The organism is Pseudomonas sp. NBB (assembly GCF_032701105.1).
Lineage (GTDB): Bacteria > Pseudomonadota > Gammaproteobacteria > Pseudomonadales > Pseudomonadaceae > Aquipseudomonas > Aquipseudomonas asiatica.
On record NZ_CP103994.1, the window covers coordinates 5,933,178 to 5,955,045 of the forward strand.

Below are 21,868 nucleotides of genomic sequence, written 5' to 3' on the forward strand. Positions count from 1 at the left end.
TCAGTCGTCCGTGCGGAGGTACTGGTAGAGGGTTTCCCGGCTGATGTTGAACTCGCGGGCAAGCTGCGCCTTGGGCTCGCCGGCCGTCGCTCGCTGCCGCAGGGTAGCAGCCTGCTCATCGGACAGGGCTTTCTTGCGGCCCCGGTACGCGCCACGCTGCTTGGCCAAGGTGATGCCCTCACGCTGCCGCTCGCGGATCAGGGCGCGCTCGAACTCAGCGAAGGCCCCCATCACCGACAGCATCAGGTTGGCCATCGGCGAGTCCTCGCCAGTGAACACCAGGCCCTCCTTCAGGAACTCGATGCGCACGCCGCGTTGAGTCAGCTTCTGTACCAAGCGACGCAGGTCATCGAGGTTGCGGGCCAGCCGGTCCATGCTGTGCACCACCACTGTATCGCCTTCGCGGACGAAGCTCAGCAGCGCTTCGAGCTGGGGGCGCTGGGTGTCCTTGCCCGATGCCTTGTCGGTGAACACCTTGCTCACCTGTGTCTGTTCCAGCTGGCGTTCCGGGTTCTGGTCGAAGCTGCTGACCCGGACGTAGCCGATGCGGTGCCCCTGCACGATGTCTCCTTGGTTGAAGGCGGCTTAAGTGCTCCTTCTGTTCCGTTGTGCCTCAAACCCCGTTTCTGTCAGGCTGAAATCTATGACCTTCGCAGGCATGTGTCAAAAATGCGAAAGATGACTCTATTCTGACTAAGCGGCGCGGCCCTGCCTGACATCCAGTTAGGGTATGCCTCAATCTGACGGTAGCGAGTCGCAGGCGTTCGGATCGGCATCGGTTTCGTTCCCTGTCTTGGCACGCGCTTCGAAGCGTTGATAACACTCCAACCCGCAGAAGTGCTCGACGTATTCCGCGCCTTCCGGGGTGAAGGCGGCATCGAGCGGGATTTCCTTGCAGCACACGCAGCAACTGGTGGTGGTCGAGTCACTTGCATTCATGGTGGCACCCCTCCATTGACTGACGAAGACGGCGAATGCCGCCGCCGGCATTGGCTTCGCGAACAGGAAGCCTTGTCCTGTGTCGCAGTCCGCTTGTCGCAATAGATCAAGACTCGCCGATGTTTCCACGCCTTCAGCCACCACATCCATGCCCAGCCCGTGCGCAAGCTGAATCACGGTGTGCACGATGGTTTGGTCGCGGCGGTCGTTGGCGAGCCCGGCGACAAACGATTGGTCGATCTTGAGCGTGCTGATTGGGCAGCACTTCAGATGTTGCAGACAGGAATACCCCGTCCCGAAGTCATCGGCGGCGAAGCGCACACCGATCTGCCGCAAGGCGTCCAGGGCGGGGAAGATCGCCGGATCACCAAACGCGACCGATTCGGTCAGCTCGATTTCGAGATACTCGGCGGGCAACTCGGCATCAGCCAGCACGCCCTTTACCCACCCGTCGAAGTCCGGTCCCACTTGGCTCGCCGAAGCATTGACGGCCAGCCGGAACGGTCGCCATGCCAGCATTCGCCAGTCACGCATCTGGCGGCAGGCTTCGCCCAGCACCCAAGCGCCGATTTCAGGCATCAGGCCGGACGATTCGACCACGGGCAGGAACTGGCCCGGTGGCAATAGTCCAAGCGTCGGATGACGCCAGCGCAACAGGGCTTCCGCGCCGACAATCCCACCACTGCGCAGATCGACGACGGGCTGGTAGTGCAGTTCAAGCTGCCCGCGCTCGACCGCTTGGGCCAGTTCCGGCGTCGTCCATCCATCCGGCCGGAAAGCGCTCATTCTCTTTCCCTGAATGCCCGCAACGCCCGCGACAGGGACAGAAGGAACAGGCCGGTCAAACCGAGCGCCGCGATGACCCAATGCTCGCCGAGGAAAGCACCGGCGGTTGTGCCGGCCAGCACGACAGCGAGGATGGGCAGGTGGCAGGGGCAAGTCAGCACAGCCAGTCCGCCCCACAGGTAGCCGGTGATCGGTTTGTGCGTCTCGGACGGCAAGCGCTCGGGGTTGTTCATGGCAGACTCTCCGCGTGCTGTGCCGGCTCGGTCGGCAGGGTGGCCAACTGCACTTCCAGATCGGCCAACGCTTCGCGCCGACGCTCGACGAACTGACGCAGCAGGGCAAGCTGCGCGGCCGCTTCGTCGCCGTCCGCCGCATCCAGCGCCCGGCACAGCCGCGCCAGCGCGTCGAGGCCGATGCCCGCCTCGAAGGCCGCCCGCACGAAGCACAGCCGTTGCAAGGCGGCGTCATCGAACAAGCCGTAGCCGCCTGGTGTGCACGCCACCGGGCGCAGCAATCCGCGCAGCAGGTAGTCGCGCACGATATGCACGCTCACCCCGGCATCAAGAGCCAGCCGGGACACCGTGTAGGCGTTCATTGAACACCTCCTTTTTCTCACCCGGCGCAGCAGGAAAGCTGCTTCACATCCTTGTTGAAGGTCTGCGCCGCGAGCTTCAACCCCTCGACCATCGTCAGGTAGGGGAACAACTGGTCGGCCAGTTCCTGCACCGTCATGCGGTTGCGAATGGCCAGAGCCGCCGTCTGGATCAGTTCACCCGCTTCCGGCGCGACCGCCTGTACGCCGATCAGCCGATGGCTGCCTTCCTCGATAACCAACTTGATGAAGCCGCGTGTGTCGAAGTTGGCGAGCGCACGCGGCACGTTGTCCAAGGTCAAGGTGCGGCTGTCGGTCTCGATCCCGTCGTGGTGGGCTTCCGCCTCGCTGTAGCCCACGGTCGCCACTTGCGGATCGGTGAACACCACGGCCGGCATTGCGGTCAGGTCGAGCGCCGCATCGCCGCCGGTCATGTTGATCGCGGCACGGGTGCCGGCCGCTGCCGCCACATAGACGAACTGCGGCTGGTCGGTGCAGTCGCCGGCCGCGTAGATGTTCGGGTTGCTCGTGCGCATGCCTTGGTCGATGACGATGGCACCTTGCGCATTGACAGTGACCCCCGCTGCGTCCAGCGCGAGGCTGCGCGTGTTCGGTGTCCGACCGGTGGCAACCAGCAGTTTGTCGGCGCGCAATTCACCGTGCGTGGTGGTCAGCACGAATTCACCGTCCATATGGGCGACCTGGCTGGCTTGCGTGTGCTCCAGCACCTCGATGCCCTCGGCACGGAAAGCGGCTGTCACCGCCTCGCCGATGGCCGGGTCTTCACGGAAGAACAAGGTATTGCGCGCCAGGACCGTGACCTTGCTGCCCAGCCGGGCAAAGGCTTGCGCCAGCTCCAGCGCCACCACCGACGAGCCGATTACGGCAAGGCGTTCGGGAATGGTGTCGCTCGCCAGGGCCTCGGTGGAAGTCCAGTAGGGTGACTCTTTCAACCCCGGAATCGGCGGGACCGCCGGGCTGGCACCCGTGGCGACCAGGCAGCGGTCGAACATCACGACGCGCTCGCCACCCTCGTTCAAACGGACGGTAAGGCTCTGGTCGTCCTTGAAGCGCGCCTCACCGTGCACAACGGTGATGGCCGGATTACCGCCCAGGATGCCTTCGTACTTGGCGTGCCGCAGTTCGTCGACGCGGGCCTGCTGCTGGGCCAGCAGCTTACTGCGGTCAATCGTAGGCACAGTTGCCGCAATACCGCCATCGAACGGGCTTTCCCGGCGCAGATGGGCGATGTGGGCGGCGCGGATCATGATCTTGGACGGCACACAGCCGACATTGACGCAGGTGCCGCCGATGGTGCCGCGCTCGATCAGCGTGACCTGCGCGCCTTGCTCGACGGCCTTCAGCGCCGCCGCCATCGCGGCTCCACCGCTGCCAATGACCGCTACCTGCACCGGGGGCTCGTCGCCACTGTGCTTTTCGGCGGCGGCCATCCATCCCCGCACCTTGTCGAGCAGTCCGACGCGGTTGTCCGCCAGTGGCGCATCGGCTAGCGTTGCCTTGTAGCCCAGTCCGGCCACGGCGGCAGTCAGCGCGTCCGGCGATGTGCCCGGCACGATGGCGAGTTGCGCTGTGCCCTTCGGATAGGACACCAGCGCCGACTGCACGCCTGGCACTTTTTCCAGCGCTTCCTTGACGTGCGCCGCGCACGAGTCGCAAGTCATGCCGGTGATTTTTAGATGGGTCATGCAACAGATCCTTTATCGTTTGTGGCGCCAGACAATGACGTCCGTTGTGCTGCGGTGCCGTTTTCAGTGACTCACTGCTTGACGCTGGACGGATAGCCCGCGTCTGCGGTTGCCTTGGTCAGCTTCTGCACGCTGGTCTTGGCATCGTCGAAGGTGACGACCGCTTGGCGTGTCTCGAAAGTCACGTCAACTTTGCTGACGCCTTCGACCTTGGAAATCGCCTTCTTGACAGTGATCGGGCAGGCGGAGCAGGTCATGCCCGGTACGGACAGCGTGACGGTCTGGGTGGCGGCCCAGACGGGGGCAACAACGGCGGCGAGGGCGAGGGAGGCAAACAGTTTCTTCATGGTGAACTCCGATCAGTAGAAAAATGGCATGACGTAGGGAAATCCGAGCGCGACCAGAACCAGCGCGGCCACGATCCAGAAAATGAGCTTGTAAGTAGCTCGCACTTGGGGAATCGCGCAGACCTCACCCGGTTTGCAGGCCGCTGCCTGCCGGTAGATGCGCCGCCAGGCGAAGAACAACGCCACCAGCGCCACGCCGATAAAGATGGGGCGATAGGGTTCCAACACCGCCAAGTTGCCGATCCAAGCGCCGCTGAACCCCAAGGCGATCAGAACCAACGGCCCGAGGCAGCAAGCCGAGGCGAGGATGGCGGCAAGCCCTCCAGTGAAGAGCGCGCCGCGCCCGGTTTTTGGTTCAGACATGCGCTTGTCCTTTCGAATTGAAATTGGATAGCGTAACCTTACTTCCGTACTCATGTACGGAGTCAAGCGATATGGAAAACAATTTGGAGAACCTGACCATTGGCGTTTTCGCCAAGGCGGCCGGGGTCAATGTGGAGACCATCCGTTTCTATCAGCGCAAGGGCTTGTTGCTGGAGCCTGACAAGCCCTATGGCAGCATCCGCCGCTATGGCGAGGCGGATGTAACGCGGGTGCGCTTCGTGAAATCAGCCCAGCGGCTGGGCTTCAGCCTGGATGAGATCGCCGAGCTGCTGCGGCTGGAGGATGGCACCCATTGCGAGGAAGCCAGCAGTCTGGCCGAGCACAAGCTCAAGGACGTGCGCGAGAAAATGGCTGACCTGGCGCGCATGGAGGCCGTGCTGTCTGAGTTGGTGTGCGCCTGCCATGCGCGAAGGGGGAACGTTTCCTGCCCGCTGATCGCGTCACTACAGGGTGGAGCAAGCTTGGCAGGTTCGGCTATGCCTTAGCGTGCTTTATTTTCCGTTTTCTGAGACGACCCCTTAGAAAGCCTAGTCAAAGAGCTGTCACGAGAACACCGTTAGCTTAGCGTACGATTTTTTCCGAATTCTGCGGTTCCCCCAAGCACGTCGTGAGTGCCTGGCGAATGATCCCAGGAGATCCACTCCACTAGCTCAAGTAGGTTCAGCGATGGCTTGGATCATTACGAAGTACCTGGTCACTGCCGCGATAGTGATTATCGTGTCTGAGCTGGCAAAGCGCAGTGACAAGCTGGGCGGCTTGGTTGCCGCCCTGCCATTGGTCACCGTCTTGACGCTCATCTGGCTCTACTTGGAGAACCAGAGCATGGAGAAGATTTCCAATCATGCCTGGTACACGTTCTGGTATGTGATTCCAACGCTGCCGATGTTTATCGCGTTTCCGGCACTGCTGCCCAAGTTGGGATTCTGGCCAACACTTATCTCCAGCATCCTCATCACCATGGCGAGCTTCGGAGGATTTGCCCTACTTCTAAGGCGATTGGGCATCGAGTTGCTTTGAGTCGGGTGTAGAGGAAAGCACTCGGTCACCGCTTACCGGCTGTTGATGCACTCACCTTTCACGAGGTAGCGAACCATGTGCAGTTCGCCCTTGGAATCCTCGTAAGTCATCATGCTTCTCACATTCCCGCAGTACCGCACGCTAGGCGAGACGTACACCAACTTGCCAACGTCCAAATCCATACCGTATGCGTAATCTTCAAGCTCGGGCATGGGTTTCTTCACGCTCTGTGCATAGCGTTCTGTAGCCTTCCTGGCAGACTGCTCAAGATCGTCGTTGATCTGAACGCTACTTTGGGCATTTGTCGACAGTGCAGAGAAAAGCATGAACGCGGCAATAGCCGATATAGTTGTTTTCATGAGAAGTCCATTAATAAAAAAGCGCCCATGGCGGGGCGCTAAAATTCACCTTACCAAAGGAGCGTATGGTTCCAAGGTGAATGCATTGGCGTGAGCAGGGTATCGTTACTCCCGCCATGCTGCTTCAGATGAGACTGGCCCAAAGCAGCGCTGCCTGTGTGCTGTTCTTAAACTAGCAAAAGCGGCTAACGACAAGATGATTGTGAAATTACAATTTGGACATGTAATAGATTGTAAAGTAATTATTCTTGCCCAATTAAGATGAAAAGCCATGCATGCTGGCCGGTTTAAGCCCGTTATCAAAGGGGCGAACGATCGGTGGCTTGCTACCACTCGGAGCTTGAGCTTGTAGGATTGAACGCCATAAATGCTGAGCAGCTTGGCAGAAACGCCACCCCTCTCGGCCGAATCCTCCTGTCAGTCCTGAGGACTGATAACCGCTGCAAGCCACAGAATCCGCTAAGCTCAGTAGGGAAAGCCGTCATGACTGTCAGCAATCTTGCGGCTACATTACAAATTTGTAGGATTTCGCCGCGGCCAGCGTCTTCGCGTTAAGATTCAAGCGTCCTCAGGTGACCCCGGCGTATGGACAGAGGTAGCGACTACCAGATGTCATGCACTCAGCCGAACCTTCAAACTGCCTGCAACCACAGTCTTGGCGGATTAGGCCAATTCCTTCCTCACACCTTGAGATAAGTTATGCGCGTTCTAGTTGTGGAAGACGAAATTAAAACTGCCGAATATCTTCAGCAGGGCCTATCCGAAAGCGGGTATGTCGTAGATATCGTGCACAATGGTGTTGACGCCCTGCACTTGTTCAATACTAACGTCTATTCGTTGGTTCTGCTGGACGTAAACCTTCCTGGCATCGACGGTTGGGACCTTTTGGAAACCATCAGGAAAACCAGCCGGGTCCGCATCATCATGCTGACCGCTCGTGGTCGCATCAACGACAAGCTCAAAGGCTTGGATGGCGGAGCCGACGATTACCTTGTCAAACCCTTCGAATTCCCGGAGCTGCTCGCTCGAATCCGTTCGCTGCAGCGGCGTGGTGATGAATTAGTCGAGAAGAGTTCGCTGAAAATTGCCGACTTGGAACTCGACTCAGTGCGCCATCGGGTTTTCCGCGCTGGCACACGCATCGATCTCACCACAAAGGAATTTACGCTCCTGCACCTGCTTATGAGCAGGACGGGCGAAGCGCTGACTCGTTCTCAGATCATTTCGTTGGTCTGGGACATGAATTTTGACTGCGATACCAACGTCATCGATGTCGCTATCCGGCGCCTTCGCTCAAAGATCGATGACCCGTTTGAAACCAAGCTCATTCACACGCTTCGTGGCGTAGGGTACGTTTTTGAGGAACGCGCATGAGGCCATTCAGCCTGGCTGCAAAGCTGGGATTAAAGGTGGGGTTGATGAGCGCAGCGTTGCTGCTTCTGTTCGCCACCTTCGGGTATCTGATGGTGGGTCAGGCGCTAGAGCGAAATGCCCGCAGTGACCTGGAAGTGAAGATGGCGGGCATGGCTCACAACCTGTCCATGATTTCCGACATCTCAGGAGTCAACGCAGACGCACATCAGCTTGTGGATCTGGTGATGGGCCACAACAACCTGTACGTCAGCATTTTCGAGTCGGCGCAGAGTGAAACGCCCCTGCTCTCGATTGGCTCGAAGCAGGTCAACGTGGAGGTGCACAAGTTTCAACCATCCGCACAGCCGAAGGAACATGAGTGGCGCGACACCCAGGACCGCCCCTTGCTGACAGCTTCTCGCACCATGAATTTGGGCGACGGAACCGAAGTCAGCGTGTACATGACTATGGACCAGTCGTCCAATGAAGCGCTGCTTGATGCATTGCTCACCTGGGCCCTGATGATTTCCCCGCTCATCATCGCGCTGATCCTCGCAATCGGCTGGTGGACCGTACGCAGAGGTCTGCTGCCTCTGACCAAGTTCCTGAAAGTCGCCTCGAAGATCTCCACCGAGAGTCTTGACCATCGTCTGCCGACTAATGGAATGCCAGCAGAACTCAAAGAGCTCGCCGACGGTATCAACATCATGCTGGCTCGCCTGGATGACGGGGTTCAGCAGCTCTCGCAGTTTTCTGACGATCTTGCTCACGAACTGCGAGCGCCGCTATCCAACCTGATGGGTAAAGCCCAAGTTGCACTGACCAGAGAGCGATCCCTTCCCGAGTACAGGGAAGTGCTGGAGTCGTGCACAGAAGAGCTGGACCGCATGAGCCGCATGGTTTCCGACATGCTGTTCCTCGCTCAGGTCAGTCATCCGGCATCCATGGTGGAGTTCGAACCTGTGTCCCTGGTCGATGAAGTTCAGCGGGTGTGTGATCTCTTCAGCATTTCGGCAGAGGATGGCGAGATCCAGCTGCAGATCTCTGGCAGTGATGACGTGGTGCGCGGTAACCGCCTGATGATTCAACGAGCCGTCTCGAACCTGGTGTCAAATGCGATTCGCTACTGCCCTCGCGGTCGCACGGTCTACGTGAAAGTGCAACGCGGTGGTAGCGGCACGACCTTGAGCGTCGGCAACCCGGGCCGCGGGATCGCCAAGGAACACCATGCGCATTTGTTTGAACGGTTCTACCGCGTAGATAAGAGCCGAGCACGAAGCGAAGGGGGGACCGGTCTTGGCCTTGCCATCGTGCAGTCGATCATGAGCCTGCATCAAGGCTCGGCGAGCGTGGAAGTGACCGAGGAAAATTTCACCTGGTTCCACCTTCACTTTCCCGAAGCCCAGCTAAAGCAGTCGGCAAAGACCGCTGCTTGAAGCGCGCCCACTTGAAAAGGCCCGTCAATCGACGGGCCTTTTGTCTATGCAATGCCTCAGTGCCTAAGCACCACAGGGTCCATAGGTGACCGCAGAATTACCGACTTTATGATCTTTTGCTCTTCTGGGTTGGCGTTTCTCCACAGGTGGGAGAAGTATTGGGCATTCACTTTTTCCTGAGCGCTCACACTGCCGGCGGCCTCAATGAACTGCATGGTCGAGTACACACAGATCAGTGCCAGGATGAAGAATGCTGTCGCCACCACCATGACATAACGTTTGGCCAGCACCGGTGCCCGCTTTAGCTCCAGGATCGAGGCATCCGCTAATTTTGTCGCGGCAGTAAGCTCCGAAATCAGCGGTTGGATGGCGGTCTCGACTCCACGAGCGGCAGCGGAATATGCCTCTGCCGCAGCGCGGATGACGACCTCTTCGGCATTGGACCAGGCTTTCTCAGCCTTTCGTACCTCCTCCTGAATCTGCCGACTGACAAGGTCAACCTCCTCCACCAGCTCGTTCGACTTTTCCAGAACAGCGTTGCAGGCCCTGGTCTGGGAGGCCAGCTCATCGAGCTGAACAGTGAGTTTTTCAGTGCTTCGGCGGAAGTCACCGATGGCAACTGACCAAGGCTCTATGTCATTCATGGCTATCTCCTAGAGCGGCCGGTGACGGCGCACGGTTTTATTTTGTTAGATATCAAAAATGTAATTTACGGAACAGTTTGAAGTCAGCCTCGACACAAGCGAGATAGACATGATCCTTCCAGATTTGCAGATTGGGCGCATCCGGCCAGCCGCCTAAATTACGGAATTGTAATTATTGACTCACCTTGTCGTTAGCTTCGCGTTCCTAAACTACAAACCAACAAAGGCCGTCAGTCAGGCAGGCCTAGTAAGAACCGAGGCACACAATGAAATTTGTCAAATCTATCGCTATTGGCAGCCTGCTGCTTGGTCTCGTGGGTACCGCTTACGCTGAAGGTGGTTACGAACGAGCGAAACAGTTCCAGGAAAACTTCCGAAATGAACAGGCTCGCTTATGGAGCGACGATTCTTCGGACCAGAACAAACAACAAGTCGCTCAAGAGCAAAAGAAAGAAAGCAAGGATGGTAAGGAACAAGCCGATAACTAAACGGCGGTTAAATAGGACTTTAAATGACGAAAGCAATCGACAAAAAAGCCAGGGTAAAACCTGGTTTTTTTTGTGTCTGGAATTTTACCTTCGTTTGTACGAGGCGTTTCCGCATTACTGTCTCCGACCAGACCTTCGGTACCTTGCTTGGCGTCTTTCCAACGGCACAGCAACAGCTGACTGGCGTTCGCTTCGGTGATCTCGACACAGCCCAGGTTGGCAGGCAGCTCAGCATTGCTGTCGAGTAAGCGCCGGGACAGGTAGAATGAGCTGTCACGAGGCCACTTTGCTGGGTACTGGATGTTTTCGGACTTCCCGCTGCTGTAGAACTCCGAGGAATTCGAGCGGCGACCAGGGTAGATCAGAGGGGCCGATTGAGCACATTCAACCAGGCCTGAACGACATCTCGCTGGTTCTGAGGCCTCTGCATCAACACCCCGGCATAGATGATGTCGACGCCGATGATTGGCAGTATCAACGCTCGCGGCGGCGCCCTGGTGATCCTTCGGCCAACCTCATTGATCCGACCGGACAGGAGCAACGCCGAGACAGGTACAGAACCAGCGGCAGCCAGTCGATCAGCCCTAGTTTTCCTGCGAGCGCTCCGGCTCCGAGCAGGGCACCACAGATCAGCGCGAAAACCAGCTCGGTGTTCATGCCAAAGATGCCGTCGTGCTCATGGCTCAGCCCTTCATGCTCTGCTTGGTCATCTGGGCGTTCAAGCGAACTTTTCATAACTCGTCCCTTCTGGGGGGCAAGACTATAAACTGCTCTATGCAGTTGAAAGACATTACTGTTGTGTAGTTGAGATTTATTTCACAGCTAACCCAGGGGCAGTCATTAAGGCATCTAGCCTAAATGACGTTCATCGAGCTCAATAAAAAATGCCAGGCACTGCCTGGCATTTATGAATTCTCTAAGTATTCTACTCACAGCAATTACTACTTGTTGTTGATGCATTGCGAGTACATGGAGTAGCGAACCGTCTTAAGCGTACCCTGAGAGTCCTCGAAGGTCATCAATCGCGGGTAAACTTGGCAGGTACGCGGGTCTTGGGACTGACGCACGAATTTCGCAACATCGATCTTCATGCCGTAATTGTAGTCCTGGATCTCCGGCATCGGTTTGCCATTTCTCTCGGCATAGTTCGCTACAGCAGTCTGATGCTCCTTGATGTATTGCAGCTGCTTGCTTTCAGAGTAAGTATAAGCCTGCGAAGCCATCGAGAACATAACAAGTGCAGCAGCAACAATTAGCTTTTTCATAGGAACCTCTCAAATTCAAATCATCTCGGGCGTAACTTTAGCAACGCAGAGGCATCACCGGCATGACGAGAAACTTACAATTTTGAAAGGTAAGTGCATCTATTTCATATAAAACAAAAAACCCACAACGCGTGTTGTGGGTTTTTGTATCTGGGGGGATCAGCTTACGGCTTCTGCCTCGTCGCCGTCTTCATCCTTGCGATGTGCCCAATGATACAGGGCCGGCAGGACCAGCAAAGTCAGCGCGGTGGAGGAAAGGATCCCACCAATTACCACTGTAGCCAGAGGCCGTTGAACCTCCGCACCGGTACCGGTGGCCAAGGCCATTGGGATGAAGCCCAGGGACGCCACCAAGGCTGTCATCAACACTGGTCGCAGTCGGGTGAGTGCGCCTTCATCGACTGCCTGCCTGAGCGTTCGTCCCTCTTCTCGCAATCCGCGAATGAAGGCAATCATCACCAGGCCGTTCAGTACCGCGACGCCGGAGAGTGCGATGAAGCCTACCCCTGCCGAGATCGAGAGCGGGATATCACGCAGCCAAAGGGCCACGACCCCGCCAGTGAGAGCGAATGGAATACCGGTGAAGACCAGCATGCCGTCCTTCAGGTTGTTGAACATCAAGAACAGCAAGGTCATTACCAGCAGTAAGGCTACCGGAACCACAATCTGCAGGCGCTTGGCTGCCGACTGCAGCTGCTCGAACTGGCCGCCCCAACTGGTCCAGTAGCCTGCTGGAATTTCCACCTTCGTTGACAAGGTAGATGCCGCCTCATCAACGAACGACCCAAGGTCACGGCCCCGGACGTTGGCGCTTACAATAACCAAGCGCTTACCGTTCTCGCGGCTGATCTGGTTCGGGCCCAACTGCAAGTCCAGCTTAGCGACCTGCGAAAGTGGAATGAAACCGATCTGATTAGCGCCCTGAGCCGCATTGGCAGGCACAGGAATCAGCAAACTAGACATACCCGCGACGTCGGTGCGTACAGCCTCAGGCAGGCGCACCACCATGTCGAATCGGCGATCACCCTCGTACAACGTTCCCGCTGTACGACCACCCACAGCAATCGCGATCGAATTCTGCACGTCCGCAATGTTCAGGCCGTAGCGTGCTGCTTTTTCCCGGTCGATGTTAATGGTCAGCACTGGCAGACCTGTGGTCTGCTCAACCTTGACCTCCGAGGAGCCTGGTACCGCTTTGAGCGCTGCGGCGATCTTATTGGCCGTGCTGTTGAGCACATCCATGTCGTCACCATAAACCTTCACCGCAACATCGCTGCGCACCCCGGAGATCAGTTCGTTGAAACGAAGCTGGATAGGCTGGGAGAGTTCATAGTTACTGCCCGGGACACTGGCTGCCGCCTTTTGAACCTCGGCAATGAGCTCCTCCCGCGACTTGTCGGGATCGGCCCATTGGTCCTTTGGTTTGAGCATGACGTAAGCATCGGAGATATTCGGTGGCATTGGGTCAGAGGCGATTTCAGCCGTACCGGTTCGGCCGAACATACGCTCAACTTCCGGTACCTGCTCGATGACTGCTTTTTCCAAACGCTCCTGCATGTCCACCGACTGGCTGAGGCTAGTACCAGGTACGCGCAAGGCTTGAAGAGCGAAGTCCCCCTCACTGAGACTTGGGATGAACTCGCTCCCCATGCGACTGGCAAGTACACCGCTGAGAACGACCAGTGCTACTGCTGCGGAGAAAGCGATATTCCGATGCCCAAGCACCCACTGCAGCACAGGCTCATAACGCAGCCGCGCAGTGCGCATAACAACGCCCTCTTCCTCCTTGACCTTGCCAGTGACGAACATGGCGATCGCTGCCGGCACGAAGGTAACGGAGAGGATCATTGCACCCAATAGCGCCATCACAACGGTGAATGCCATGGGGTGGAACATTTTGCCCTCCACGCCGGTGAGGGCGAAGATAGGCAGGTACACCACCATAATGATCAGTTGCCCGAAGATCAGTGGCCGACGCGCTTCGCGGGCAGCAGCAAAGACCTCATGGAAGCGTTCGGTTTTGGTGAGCATACGGCCATGTTTGTGCTGCGCATGTGCTAATCGACGGATCGCGTTCTCCACGATGACCACGGCCCCGTCGACGATGATGCCGAAGTCGAGTGCGCCCAAACTCATTAGGTTGGCACTGACCTTGTTATTGAACATCCCTGTGAAGGTGAACAGCATGGACAGCGGGATCACCATCGCGGTGATCAACGCTGCACGGATGTTGCCGAGGAACAGGAACAGAATGGCGATAACCAGGATCGCACCTTCAACCAAGTTCTTCTTCACCGTCGCAATGGCTTTTTCAACCAAGTTGGTACGATCGTAAACGGTGACCGCAACCACGCCCTTTGGCAGAGTACGGTTGATGTCCGCAAGCTTCGCTGCGACAGCTTGGGACACAGTGCGGCTGTTCTCACCGATCAGCATGAATACTGTACCGAGCACGACCTCGCGGCCATTCTCAGTGGCAGCACCAGTACGAAGCTCCTTACCGATGCTGACGTCGGCGACGTTGCTGATGCGAATCGGTGCACCATCCACACTGGTGATTACGATGTTGGCGATGTCTTCGATGTTGCCGACTTGGCCCGGTGCACGAATGAGCAACTGCTCACCATTACGCTCGATGTAACCGGCGCCTACGTTGGCGTTGTTGCTTTCCAACGCGGCTACCAGATCATTCAGGGTCAACTTGTAGGTAGCCAGGCGCTTCGGATCCGGCGCAACCAGGAACTGCTTGGCAAAGCCACCGATGGTATTGATCTCTGCCACGCCAGGTACGTTGCGCAGCTGAGGCTTGATGATCCAGTCCTGGATTACCCGCAGGTCGGTGGGCGTGTAGGGCGTACCGTCTTCTTTGACCGCGCCCTCTTCGGCTTCAACGGTCCACAGGAAAATTTCGCCGAGGCCGGTTGAGACCGGGCCCATGACGGCATCTACGCCCTCTGGCAGCTGTTCCTTTGCAACCTGTAGCCGCTCATTGATCAGCTGGCGGGCAAAGAAGATGTCGGTGCCGTCCTTGAAAATCACGGTCACCTGAGACAGGCCCGAGCGAGACAGCGAACGGGTCTGCTGAAGACCTGGAAGACCAGCCATGGCCGTTTCAACTGGAAACGTGATCCGTTGCTCGGTTTCCAATGGGGAATAGCCAGGCGCTGCAGTGTTGATCTGCACCTGGACGTTGGTAATGTCAGGAACGGCATCGATCGGCAGCTTTTGGTAGCTGTAGATGCCGATACCGGCAATGATCAGGACAGCGATCATTACAACGATCCGCTGTTCAATGGCAAATCTGATGATACGTTCAAACATAAGAAATCATCCTGTCAGTTCGCATCAGTGACTGTGCTCGGCAGAGGCTTTGCCGAGCTCAGACTTGAGTGTGAAGCTGCCATTGGTAGCCACTTGAGCGCCCGCTTCGATGCCGTCCGTGATTTCCACGTACCCACTGTCACGGCGGCCCAGCTTTACTGGGCGGGTGTCGAAGCCCTCGGCGGTGCGTACGAAGACCGATGGTTTGTCCTCAACGGTCTGCACGGCGTGTTCCGGGACAGCCACCGCCACGCGATCAGTCTGGGACGTGACTGCGATGTTCACGAAAAGACCAGGACGCCAGGCCCCGTTGGGATTGGTCAACGTAACGCGGACGGTCGCTGCTCGGTTTTGCTCGCCCAACAGGCTGCCGACATAACCCACCTTGCCCTCGACCTCCACGTTCATGTCAGGTGAGGAAACCTTCACGGCGCGGCCGGTAGTGACCTTGGCCAAATCGGTAGGCGGTACAGCGAAAGTGGCCCAAACTTGGTTAAGGTCGGACAGAATAAAGGCGTTAGTCGCCTCGCTGACGACTTCCCCGACGGTCAAGTGTTTCTCCACCACTACGGCGTCAAAGGGAGCCCTGAGTTCGTAACGGTTACCGCCTACCGAATTGACCGAGGCACCGATCGCGCTGACTTTTTGCTTGGCGTTGGCCAGAGAGATTTCGGCTTCCTGCAGCGCCTGGCGAGCCTGGAGGTAGTCCTGCTCCGCAGAAATCTTGTCCTGCCAGAGCTGCTTCTCTCGGCTAAAAGTCACGCGCGCAAGTTCGACACGACGCTGAGCGGCTTGTTGCTCGCTGCGCAGGTCAGAGATCTGCTGGCTGGCAATCACCGCAAGGACTTGACCCTTCTTGACGGACTCACCCAAATTCGCCTGGACTGTTTCGACAACGCCTGGAACGCGAGGAACAACGTGCGCAGTGCGGTCCTCGTCAAAACGAATCTCACCCGGGAAGCTCACGACGGTTCCCAAATCACGAGGCGCTGCCGATTCCAGAGTCACGCCAGCTGCTTTGATCTGTTCAGCACTAAGGGTTAGCTTACCTTCTTCCTCACCGCCCTCTTCACTGTGGCCCTCCTCGCCATGACCTTCTTCACCGTGCCCATCTTCACTATGCTCCGCTTCACTGTTCTCTTTGTTAGCTGATCCGGCCTTCTTGTCATGGCCATGACCATCGTCAGCACCATGTTCTGCGTTAGTCGCCGCTTGTTGATCGGAACTGCTGTTCCAGGCGAGGCTGCCAAATCCAAGGATTGCCACAGCGGCTACCGCGAGGGCGATCTTGCGTTTGTTTTCCATTGCTACTCCTGCTGATCGTAGGCACCGGCAGGTTTAAACGCCGAGTGCCGAGAAAAATGTATGCCCCGTTCAGCGTGCGCCGGCGGTCGAGCCTACTTCGCCATAAACCCTTTCTACTTGCGCACGCGCATTGGTCGCCGCTGCCAGCGAGTCGAGATACTGGCCACGAGCAAGGATCAAGGTGCGCTGGGCGTCCAGTACTTCGATAAAGCCGAATTTCCCCATCTCGAATCCGCGGGTTGCGGTATCCACGGCCTGCTGGGCTGAGGGCAGAATGGTCTTGTCGTAGGACTCAACTTCTTGCATGGCGGTGGACCACTGGTTCAGCGCGGTTTGGGTTTGGGCGCGCAATCTCAACTCGACAGCGTTACGCAGGTCGCGGGCCTGATCGGCACGTCGAGAAGCGGAAAGAATGTTGCCTTGGTTACGATCAAACAGCGGCAAAGGCATGGACAGACCAACGACATTGACTCGCTCGCGCACCGAGCGGTCGTACTGGCTACCCACGCTTACCGTGAGGTTTGGAATACGCTGAGCTTTTTCTGCGCCAAGCGAGGCATCGCTCTTATCAATCTCCACCACTGCCTGCCGCATTTCCGGAGTCTGATCGAGCTTTGCCAGCAACTCTTCAGTGCGCGGCGGCAAGCCAGGAGACAAGGTTGGTGATTCAAGGCGATCGAATATGGTCACAGAACTCCCCGTGACTTGGGCGAGTTGCTGGTAAGCATTCGCTTTTTCCGTTTCGGCGCGACGGACCTGCAACCGGGCTTCAGCCAGTTGAACCTGGGCGCGGGTAGCCTCCACAGGTGAAGATTTACCTGCGCGAACTCGACCATCGACAATGCGAAGGCCGCGCTCAGTAAGTTCAAGGGATTGTTTAGCGAGGTCGAGTCCGGTTTGGGCTCGTAATGCAGCGTAAAACGCCTGCACGACGTCTGCACGCAGACCATTCACGCGTCGGTCCAGTTCCAGTTGTGCAACACTCTGGCCGTATGTGGCGACATCTACGCGGGCTCCCCGCTTACCACCGAGCTCCAAGGTCTGACTTAGCGTAACGGTCGTTGTGCTGGTGTTACGCCGTGTGTCCTCCATCTCATACGAGATTTCGGGGTTTGGAATCAGCCCGGCTTGCTTGCGCGCACCGTCCGCGATGCCGATTTCCTGACGTGCCGCCGCGAGGTCTGGGTTGGCATCCATTGCCGTCGACAGCGCTTGGGGCAAGCTGATGCTTTGGGCAAATGCGGTGGGTGCCAGCAACCCGGAAATCACCGCACAGAGAGCGGCAATTTTCCACGGTGAGACGTAGGTCTTGGATAAGACATTGCGGTTATACCGGAGCACTTTCTTGGTCCTCGTGCACAAACTTCGTTAGCTTGGCCAGAACGCCGAAATAGCTGCCAAGCCCCACTGGATTAGGTGATGGCACTCTAAAGAGCGGTAGCTATCAGAGGGGTGGCTAGAAAATTACAATTTCGTAAGAAAAGCTTGTAATGCCCGAAAACGCTGATGACACAGTCGAACCACCGAATTTCATTGCGAACGCGAGAGATGGCTAGCATGCGGCGTCAATGACCAAAATAACGACCAGATGACGAAATTGTAATTTTCCTATCACCATCCCGTTATCTTCCGCCTGCAAATATGAGCTCGGCGCTACGCGAGGCGCGCCGCCGGCTCAGAACTTATAACGACACCCGCGCCGGAAACATAATAAAAACTGCCGTAAATCAAAGGAGCATCGGATGAAAATCAAAGTACCACTGTATTTGGCGGCAGTTTCGGCGCTGTCTGGAAGCTATGCAGTTACTGCTCAAGCTGAAGATAAGCCCGAAGGTTTCATCGAAGGTAGCAGCCTTACAGTGCTCAACCGCAACTTCTATTTCAATCGTGATAACCGCGACAGCTCAGCTCCCACTTACAACAGCGGCAAGGGCAACACCAATGGCTACTCCGAGGCCTGGGCGCACGGGATCATCACCAAATTCAACTCTGGTTTTACCCAAGGGACGGTCGGCGTTGGTGTTGATGCCTTTGCCATGATAGGGCTTAAGCTCGATACTGGTGACGGGCGCAACGGCGGTCGTAGTTCATTCGACGTCATGCCTGTTGATAACAAAGGCGAAGCTCGCGACGAATACACCAAGGTTGGCGGGGCGGCTAAAGTTCGCTTGTTTGATACGGTCGTGAAAGTGGGTGATGTTTTCCCGTCGACGCCAGTTGTTGCATCAGGCGACTCGCGCCTGTTGCCTGAAAGCTTCCGCGGTGTGACCGTTGAGAACACCAGCATCCAGGGCCTCACCCTGCAGGGTGGCCGACTGCATGCGATGAGCCAGCCGGTCTCCAGCAATCTGAATGATAACTTCGCAACTTTCTACGGTGGCCCGGTTAACTCGCCTTGGGTAGGCTACGGTGGCGGTGATTACGCGATCAACGATAACTGGACCGTGAGCGTATACGCCAGTCAGTTGAAAGAAGTCTGGAACCAGTACTACGCTGGCACCAGCTTCGCCTATCCACTGAATGACGACCTTGCGCTGATTGGCGGCTTCAACTATTACAAAGCCGTGGATGAAGGGAAGCAGCGCCTAGGCGAGTTTGACAACGATATCTGGAGTGCCAAGGTCGGGGTCCGTTACGGCGCTCACACCCTGGCCCTGTCGCACCAACGCAACAACGGCGACGATGATTTCGACTACCTGCGTCAGTCAGACTCGATTTTCGTCGACAACTCTATCCAGTACAGCGACTTCAACTCGCCGAAAGAGCGTTCCTGGATGCTGCGCTACGACCTGAACTTCACCAGCTACGGCATTCCTGGTCTGACGTTCATGACCCGCTACGCTAGAGGCTCGGGCGCAGACTACTCGAACGCCAACCAGTTCTACATGCGCACCGACGCCAACGGTGATCCGCTCACCAATCAGAAACGTTGGGAGCGTGACGTAGAGGTTAAATATGTCGTGCAAACTGGTCCAGCAAAAGACCTGTCCTTCCGGTTGCGCCAGGCCACCACGCGTGCCACTGCATTCGAATCGGATCTGGATGAAACTCGTGTGATCATTGAGTACCCGCTTTCGATCCTGTGATTCTCTAAGGGGATCAGTTTATTCGTAAACTGGTCTCTTCAGAAAAATGTGCATTACGAATTCACCTTGAGTGGCTTAAGTGCTCCTTTGGTAAAAGGTGGATATTTGGCGCCCTTTGGGCGCCTTTTTTTTACCTAAAATTCAATCAACCGTTCGAGTGTACGCATTGCATGCCGGTGAAACTCATGGCTGCACCAATGACCAGTTTCCTCGACATGAGTAACTTCGCCGTCATCTGAACGGAACAAACTCAACACAAAGAAGAAAACAACCACATACTTCATAAGGTCAAATTACCTATTGGAGAGAGGGCCCGCACCTGTCGAACCCAAACCGCGAAAAGATATACCTCCAGACTATCAATCATATTACCTGGAAATTACAAATCCGTCATTTAGGCCCCACCCAGCTCATTTTGATTTACCATTCCTTTCAATAATGCCGGCGCGCGTGCGCGGTTAATTGCTCAGTGATATCGAGACAAAATCCCATGCGAATTCTGGTAATTGAGGACGAAGTAAAAACTGCGGAATATGTGCGTCAAGGCCTTACAGAATGCGGTTATGTCGTCGATTGCGTGCATACCGGGTCAGATGGGCTATTCCTAGCCAAGCAACACGAATACGAGTTGATTATTCTTGATATCAATCTGCCAGAAATGGATGGGTGGCAGGTACTTGAGCTTTTGAGGCGTAAAAATTGCCCCTCCCGCATCATGATGCTCACGGCGAGAAGTCGTTTGGCAGATAAGGTCCGGGGTTTGGAGAACGGTGCAGATGACTACCTGATCAAACCATTTGAGTTCCCAGAACTGCTAGCCCGGGTTCGCGCCTTAATGCGCAGGTCTGAACACCCTGCATCTGTGGAGATCATTCGTGTCGCTGACCTGGAGCTAGACCAGAGCCGTCACAGGGCCTTCAGGGACGGCCAGCGTATTGATCTGACGACGAAAGAGTTTGCACTTCTGCACTACCTAATGCGCAATACCGGCGTGGTGCTCAGCCGCACACAGATCATCTCACAGGTCTGGGATATGAACTTCGACTGCGATACAAACGTTGTAGAAGTGTCGATTCGAAGACTTAGAGCCAAGATCGATGACCCTTTCGAGACGAAGCTGATCCATACGCTTCGCGGTGTGGGCTATGTGCTTGAGAAGCGTTGATCGCCCGCTACTTAGTCATGAAAACAGAGCCAGGGATCATGCATGTAAGTCGAGCCATACTGTTTTTGACCCTTAGCGCGCGTTTCCTCACTAAACGTATGAGGTGTGCTGGACATAAAGTATAGCATAGATTATCAACAGGTAACGGAAGGCCAAGCGTATGCCAGAGCTGACGCACGCTCAGCGGACATTGTTTTTAACAGCGCCATGGCTTACCTCTGATACTGTGCGCCGGCGATGAGGTTAACCTCCCGACTACAGCACCAAGCAGGCTCAGTCGCCGCTCAACGATGATGGCGCCCGCCGGCTTTTCTGGTTCGTTGCAGGGCTACTCACGGTCATTGCCTTCGTCATGGCCACCCTCTCTGTGCATCTTCTCACCTCGCTCAAGGAACTTGGCCTTCCAACGGTCACGGTGTTGGCGGTGGGGATGGTCCTTGGGCCGGCCCAGGTGGTGGCAAGAGTATTGGAGTTCTCGCTTGCTCGGCATCTTCACCCAACCTGGTCGGCCGTGCCGGCGTGTTGGTGAGCTTCATCGGCATCTGCTTATTCATTCCTGGCGTGCCTTGGCTGGCATTCCCTGCAGCAGCGCTGTAGGGCGCCGGCATCGGGATTCTCACTATTGCCAGAGTCATCTTGCCTCTGGTGCTGTTTGGCAAGGGTATCGCGCACGCATGGGAGCATTAGCTCGCCCAATGGTCTTGGCGCAGACCACGGGGCCGTTTGCTACGGCCTTTGTGCTGAGTACTCAAGGCGCACCTGTGCTCTTGCTCATGGCGGCGATGGTCGCTGTCGCGCTAGATAGCAGTTTCAAACTGCCCCTCAACCCAGTGCAACGTAGGTGAAGCTGGTGATTCTGCCCTCAAATCGGGGTACCCGCTAGATTTCCCCCCTAGCTTTGCCTTTGACTCTGCCTGGGGGTATACCGCCAGGGGATAATCGGCCTGCTTTGTCTTTGCGGATTGCCCTGCCAATTGACGGGGCCTACATAAGCCGTTTCCAATGCCCTCGACGTAGAACCATTCGCTCCGGCCGAAGCTGGCTGGTGGGCGTGAGCCAAGAGGCGTATCCTACAAATGCTTGCTCCGAGACTTGTTGGCCTACAGCCTCCCCTGGGAGACATCTGATAGCCCGCCGCCGAGGCGGGCTTTTTTGTCATCAGATCCGTAAGGCAGCGCCTTGGTGAATGGCTGCCCAAGCTAGGCTCCGCCAGAGCGCATGCTCAACATCAGCGGTCTACCCGTCTCCCTAGCCAGACGGTTAACGACGTATCCATATCCTTTGTCAGGCGCATGGAAAGCTGACTGGGCGAAAACGCTTACGCAGCCATTGCTTCGCAGGATGCAGCGCAGGCCAAACAGGTCTGTGCGCAATGCTGACAGTGGTCTGCCTTATGCTTACCGCACGCCTCCCCGCAGGCGCGGCAAATCCTTGCGCACAACGCACAAAATTCCTTGGCGAGCATGCTTTCTCGTGTCATCAAGGTAGCCGCCAGCTTGCACATATCTGCGCAATCCCTGTCCAGCTTGATGCAGTCAGCCATCATTTTTACGTCCTGCTCTCGCAGGCAGGCTGACGCGCAGACTTCACAGGCCAGCGCGCAGCGCATGCATTCCGAGATGCATTCATCAAAGCTACTGTTCATGATCATATCTCCGGTATCGGGTCGATGAGA

Annotated in this window: 21 protein-coding genes and 2 pseudogenes; 7 read left to right on the forward strand and 16 right to left on the reverse strand. The window is 56.7% G+C overall.

Annotated elements, in window-relative coordinates; translation table 11 throughout:
- The 7 genes from NY023_RS27330 to merT all read right to left on the reverse strand — a co-directional run bounded on the left by NY023_RS27330 (position 1) and on the right by merT (position 4,733).
- Positions 1-561 (reverse strand): recombinase family protein, encoded by a 561-nt coding sequence (locus NY023_RS27330; RefSeq protein ID WP_010921730.1) that lies wholly within the window; start codon positions 559-561, stop codon positions 1-3.
- Positions 562-735: 174 nt separating this feature from the next.
- Positions 736-1,725 (reverse strand): DUF3330 domain-containing protein, encoded by a 990-nt coding sequence (locus NY023_RS27335; protein WP_012314201.1) that lies wholly within the window; start codon positions 1,723-1,725, stop codon positions 736-738.
- Positions 1,722-1,958 (reverse strand): broad-spectrum mercury transporter MerE, encoded by a 237-nt coding sequence (gene merE / locus NY023_RS27340; protein ID WP_003132004.1) that lies wholly within the window; start codon positions 1,956-1,958, stop codon positions 1,722-1,724. Before merE ends, NY023_RS27335 begins: the two co-directional genes overlap by 4 nt.
- Positions 1,955-2,320, reverse strand: coding sequence for a mercury resistance co-regulator MerD (merD, locus tag NY023_RS27345; protein ID WP_000995360.1), 366 nt, complete (start codon positions 2,318-2,320; stop codon positions 1,955-1,957). The genes merE and merD overlap by 4 nt, the downstream gene beginning before the upstream one ends.
- A gap of 17 nt (positions 2,321-2,337) precedes the next feature.
- A complete protein-coding gene (gene merA / locus NY023_RS27350) occupies positions 2,338-4,023 on the reverse strand; it encodes a mercury(II) reductase (RefSeq protein WP_013974868.1) in 1,686 nt (561 codons plus the stop codon).
- 71 nt (positions 4,024-4,094) lie between these two features.
- Positions 4,095-4,370, reverse strand: coding sequence for a mercury resistance system periplasmic binding protein MerP (gene merP / locus NY023_RS27355; protein ID WP_003131987.1), 276 nt, complete (start codon positions 4,368-4,370; stop codon positions 4,095-4,097).
- 12 nt (positions 4,371-4,382) lie between these two features.
- Positions 4,383-4,733, reverse strand: a complete 351-nt coding sequence (gene merT / locus NY023_RS27360) for a mercuric ion transporter MerT (protein ID WP_003131974.1) — start codon at positions 4,731-4,733, stop codon at positions 4,383-4,385.
- Between the two features lie 71 nt (positions 4,734-4,804).
- Between merT and NY023_RS27365 the strand changes: the two genes are divergently transcribed.
- Together NY023_RS27365 and NY023_RS27370 are read left to right on the forward strand one after the other, a co-directional pair.
- Entirely contained in the window at positions 4,805-5,239 is a 435-nt protein-coding gene (locus NY023_RS27365; protein WP_003131969.1) for a mercury resistance transcriptional regulator MerR, read from the forward strand.
- Between the two features lie 181 nt (positions 5,240-5,420).
- Positions 5,421-5,771 carry a DUF3147 family protein gene (locus tag NY023_RS27370; RefSeq protein ID WP_044047185.1) on the forward strand — a complete coding sequence of 117 codons (351 nt, stop codon included), beginning with the start codon at positions 5,421-5,423 and terminating at the stop codon, positions 5,769-5,771.
- A gap of 32 nt (positions 5,772-5,803) precedes the next feature.
- On the opposite strand, the gene NY023_RS27375 is transcribed toward NY023_RS27370, so the two are convergent.
- Positions 5,804-6,130: a DUF2790 domain-containing protein gene (locus NY023_RS27375; protein WP_013974870.1), complete on the reverse strand. Its 327-nt coding sequence runs from the start codon at positions 6,128-6,130 to the stop codon at positions 5,804-5,806.
- 699 nt (positions 6,131-6,829) lie between these two features.
- Here NY023_RS27375 and NY023_RS27380 point away from each other — a divergent pair.
- The gene (locus NY023_RS27380; RefSeq protein ID WP_044047186.1) at positions 6,830-7,504 is read left to right on the forward strand and encodes a heavy metal response regulator transcription factor; all 675 of its coding nucleotides are present in this window, start codon (positions 6,830-6,832) and stop codon (positions 7,502-7,504) included.
- Positions 7,501-8,919: a heavy metal sensor histidine kinase gene (locus NY023_RS27385; protein WP_013974872.1), complete on the forward strand. Its 1,419-nt coding sequence runs from the start codon at positions 7,501-7,503 to the stop codon at positions 8,917-8,919. The genes NY023_RS27380 and NY023_RS27385 overlap by 4 nt, the downstream gene beginning before the upstream one ends.
- A gap of 56 nt (positions 8,920-8,975) precedes the next feature.
- Here the strand turns inward: NY023_RS27385 and NY023_RS27390 are convergent, their stop codons facing one another.
- The gene (locus NY023_RS27390; protein WP_013974873.1) at positions 8,976-9,563 is read right to left on the reverse strand and encodes a hypothetical protein; all 588 of its coding nucleotides are present in this window, start codon (positions 9,561-9,563) and stop codon (positions 8,976-8,978) included.
- Positions 9,564-9,829: 266 nt separating this feature from the next.
- Here NY023_RS27390 and NY023_RS27395 point away from each other — a divergent pair, with 266 nt between their 5' ends.
- Positions 9,830-10,051 carry a hypothetical protein gene (locus NY023_RS27395; RefSeq protein WP_013974874.1) on the forward strand — a complete coding sequence of 74 codons (222 nt, stop codon included), beginning with the start codon at positions 9,830-9,832 and terminating at the stop codon, positions 10,049-10,051.
- Positions 10,052-10,137: 86 nt separating this feature from the next.
- Here NY023_RS27395 and NY023_RS27400 read toward each other — a convergent pair.
- The 6 genes and pseudogenes from NY023_RS27400 to NY023_RS27425 form a co-directional block, all read right to left on the reverse strand.
- Positions 10,138-10,610, reverse strand: a pseudogene (locus tag NY023_RS27400) (phospholipid carrier-dependent glycosyltransferase); the annotation flags it as partial.
- Positions 10,598-10,786: pseudogene (locus tag NY023_RS27405) on the reverse strand (hypothetical protein); the annotation flags it as partial. The pseudogenes NY023_RS27405 and NY023_RS27400, both read right to left, overlap by 13 nt.
- Before the next feature lie 206 nt (positions 10,787-10,992).
- Entirely contained in the window at positions 10,993-11,316 is a 324-nt protein-coding gene (locus tag NY023_RS27410; protein ID WP_013974877.1) for a DUF2790 domain-containing protein, read from the reverse strand.
- Positions 11,317-11,475: 159 nt separating this feature from the next.
- Entirely contained in the window at positions 11,476-14,637 is a 3,162-nt protein-coding gene (locus tag NY023_RS27415) for a CusA/CzcA family heavy metal efflux RND transporter (protein ID WP_013974878.1), read from the reverse strand.
- A gap of 24 nt (positions 14,638-14,661) precedes the next feature.
- Positions 14,662-15,942, reverse strand: a complete 1,281-nt coding sequence (locus tag NY023_RS27420) for an efflux RND transporter periplasmic adaptor subunit (protein ID WP_013974879.1) — start codon at positions 15,940-15,942, stop codon at positions 14,662-14,664.
- A gap of 69 nt (positions 15,943-16,011) precedes the next feature.
- Entirely contained in the window at positions 16,012-17,283 is a 1,272-nt protein-coding gene (locus tag NY023_RS27425; protein ID WP_080563836.1) for a TolC family protein, read from the reverse strand.
- 401 nt (positions 17,284-17,684) lie between these two features.
- On the opposite strand from NY023_RS27425, the gene NY023_RS27430 reads away from it, so the two are divergent.
- Both NY023_RS27430 and NY023_RS27435 read left to right on the forward strand, forming a co-directional pair.
- Positions 17,685-19,028 (forward strand): OprD family porin, encoded by a 1,344-nt coding sequence (locus NY023_RS27430; protein WP_013974881.1) that lies wholly within the window; start codon positions 17,685-17,687, stop codon positions 19,026-19,028.
- A 490-nt stretch (positions 19,029-19,518) separates the two neighbouring features.
- Positions 19,519-20,193 (forward strand): heavy metal response regulator transcription factor, encoded by a 675-nt coding sequence (locus NY023_RS27435; RefSeq protein WP_013974882.1) that lies wholly within the window; start codon positions 19,519-19,521, stop codon positions 20,191-20,193.
- 1,318 nt (positions 20,194-21,511) lie between these two features.
- Here NY023_RS27435 and NY023_RS27440 read toward each other — a convergent pair.
- On the reverse strand, positions 21,512-21,838 hold the full coding sequence (locus tag NY023_RS27440) for a four-helix bundle copper-binding protein (RefSeq protein ID WP_085982928.1): 327 nt from the start codon (positions 21,836-21,838) through the stop codon (positions 21,512-21,514).
- Positions 21,839-21,868: the final 30 nt, after the last annotated feature.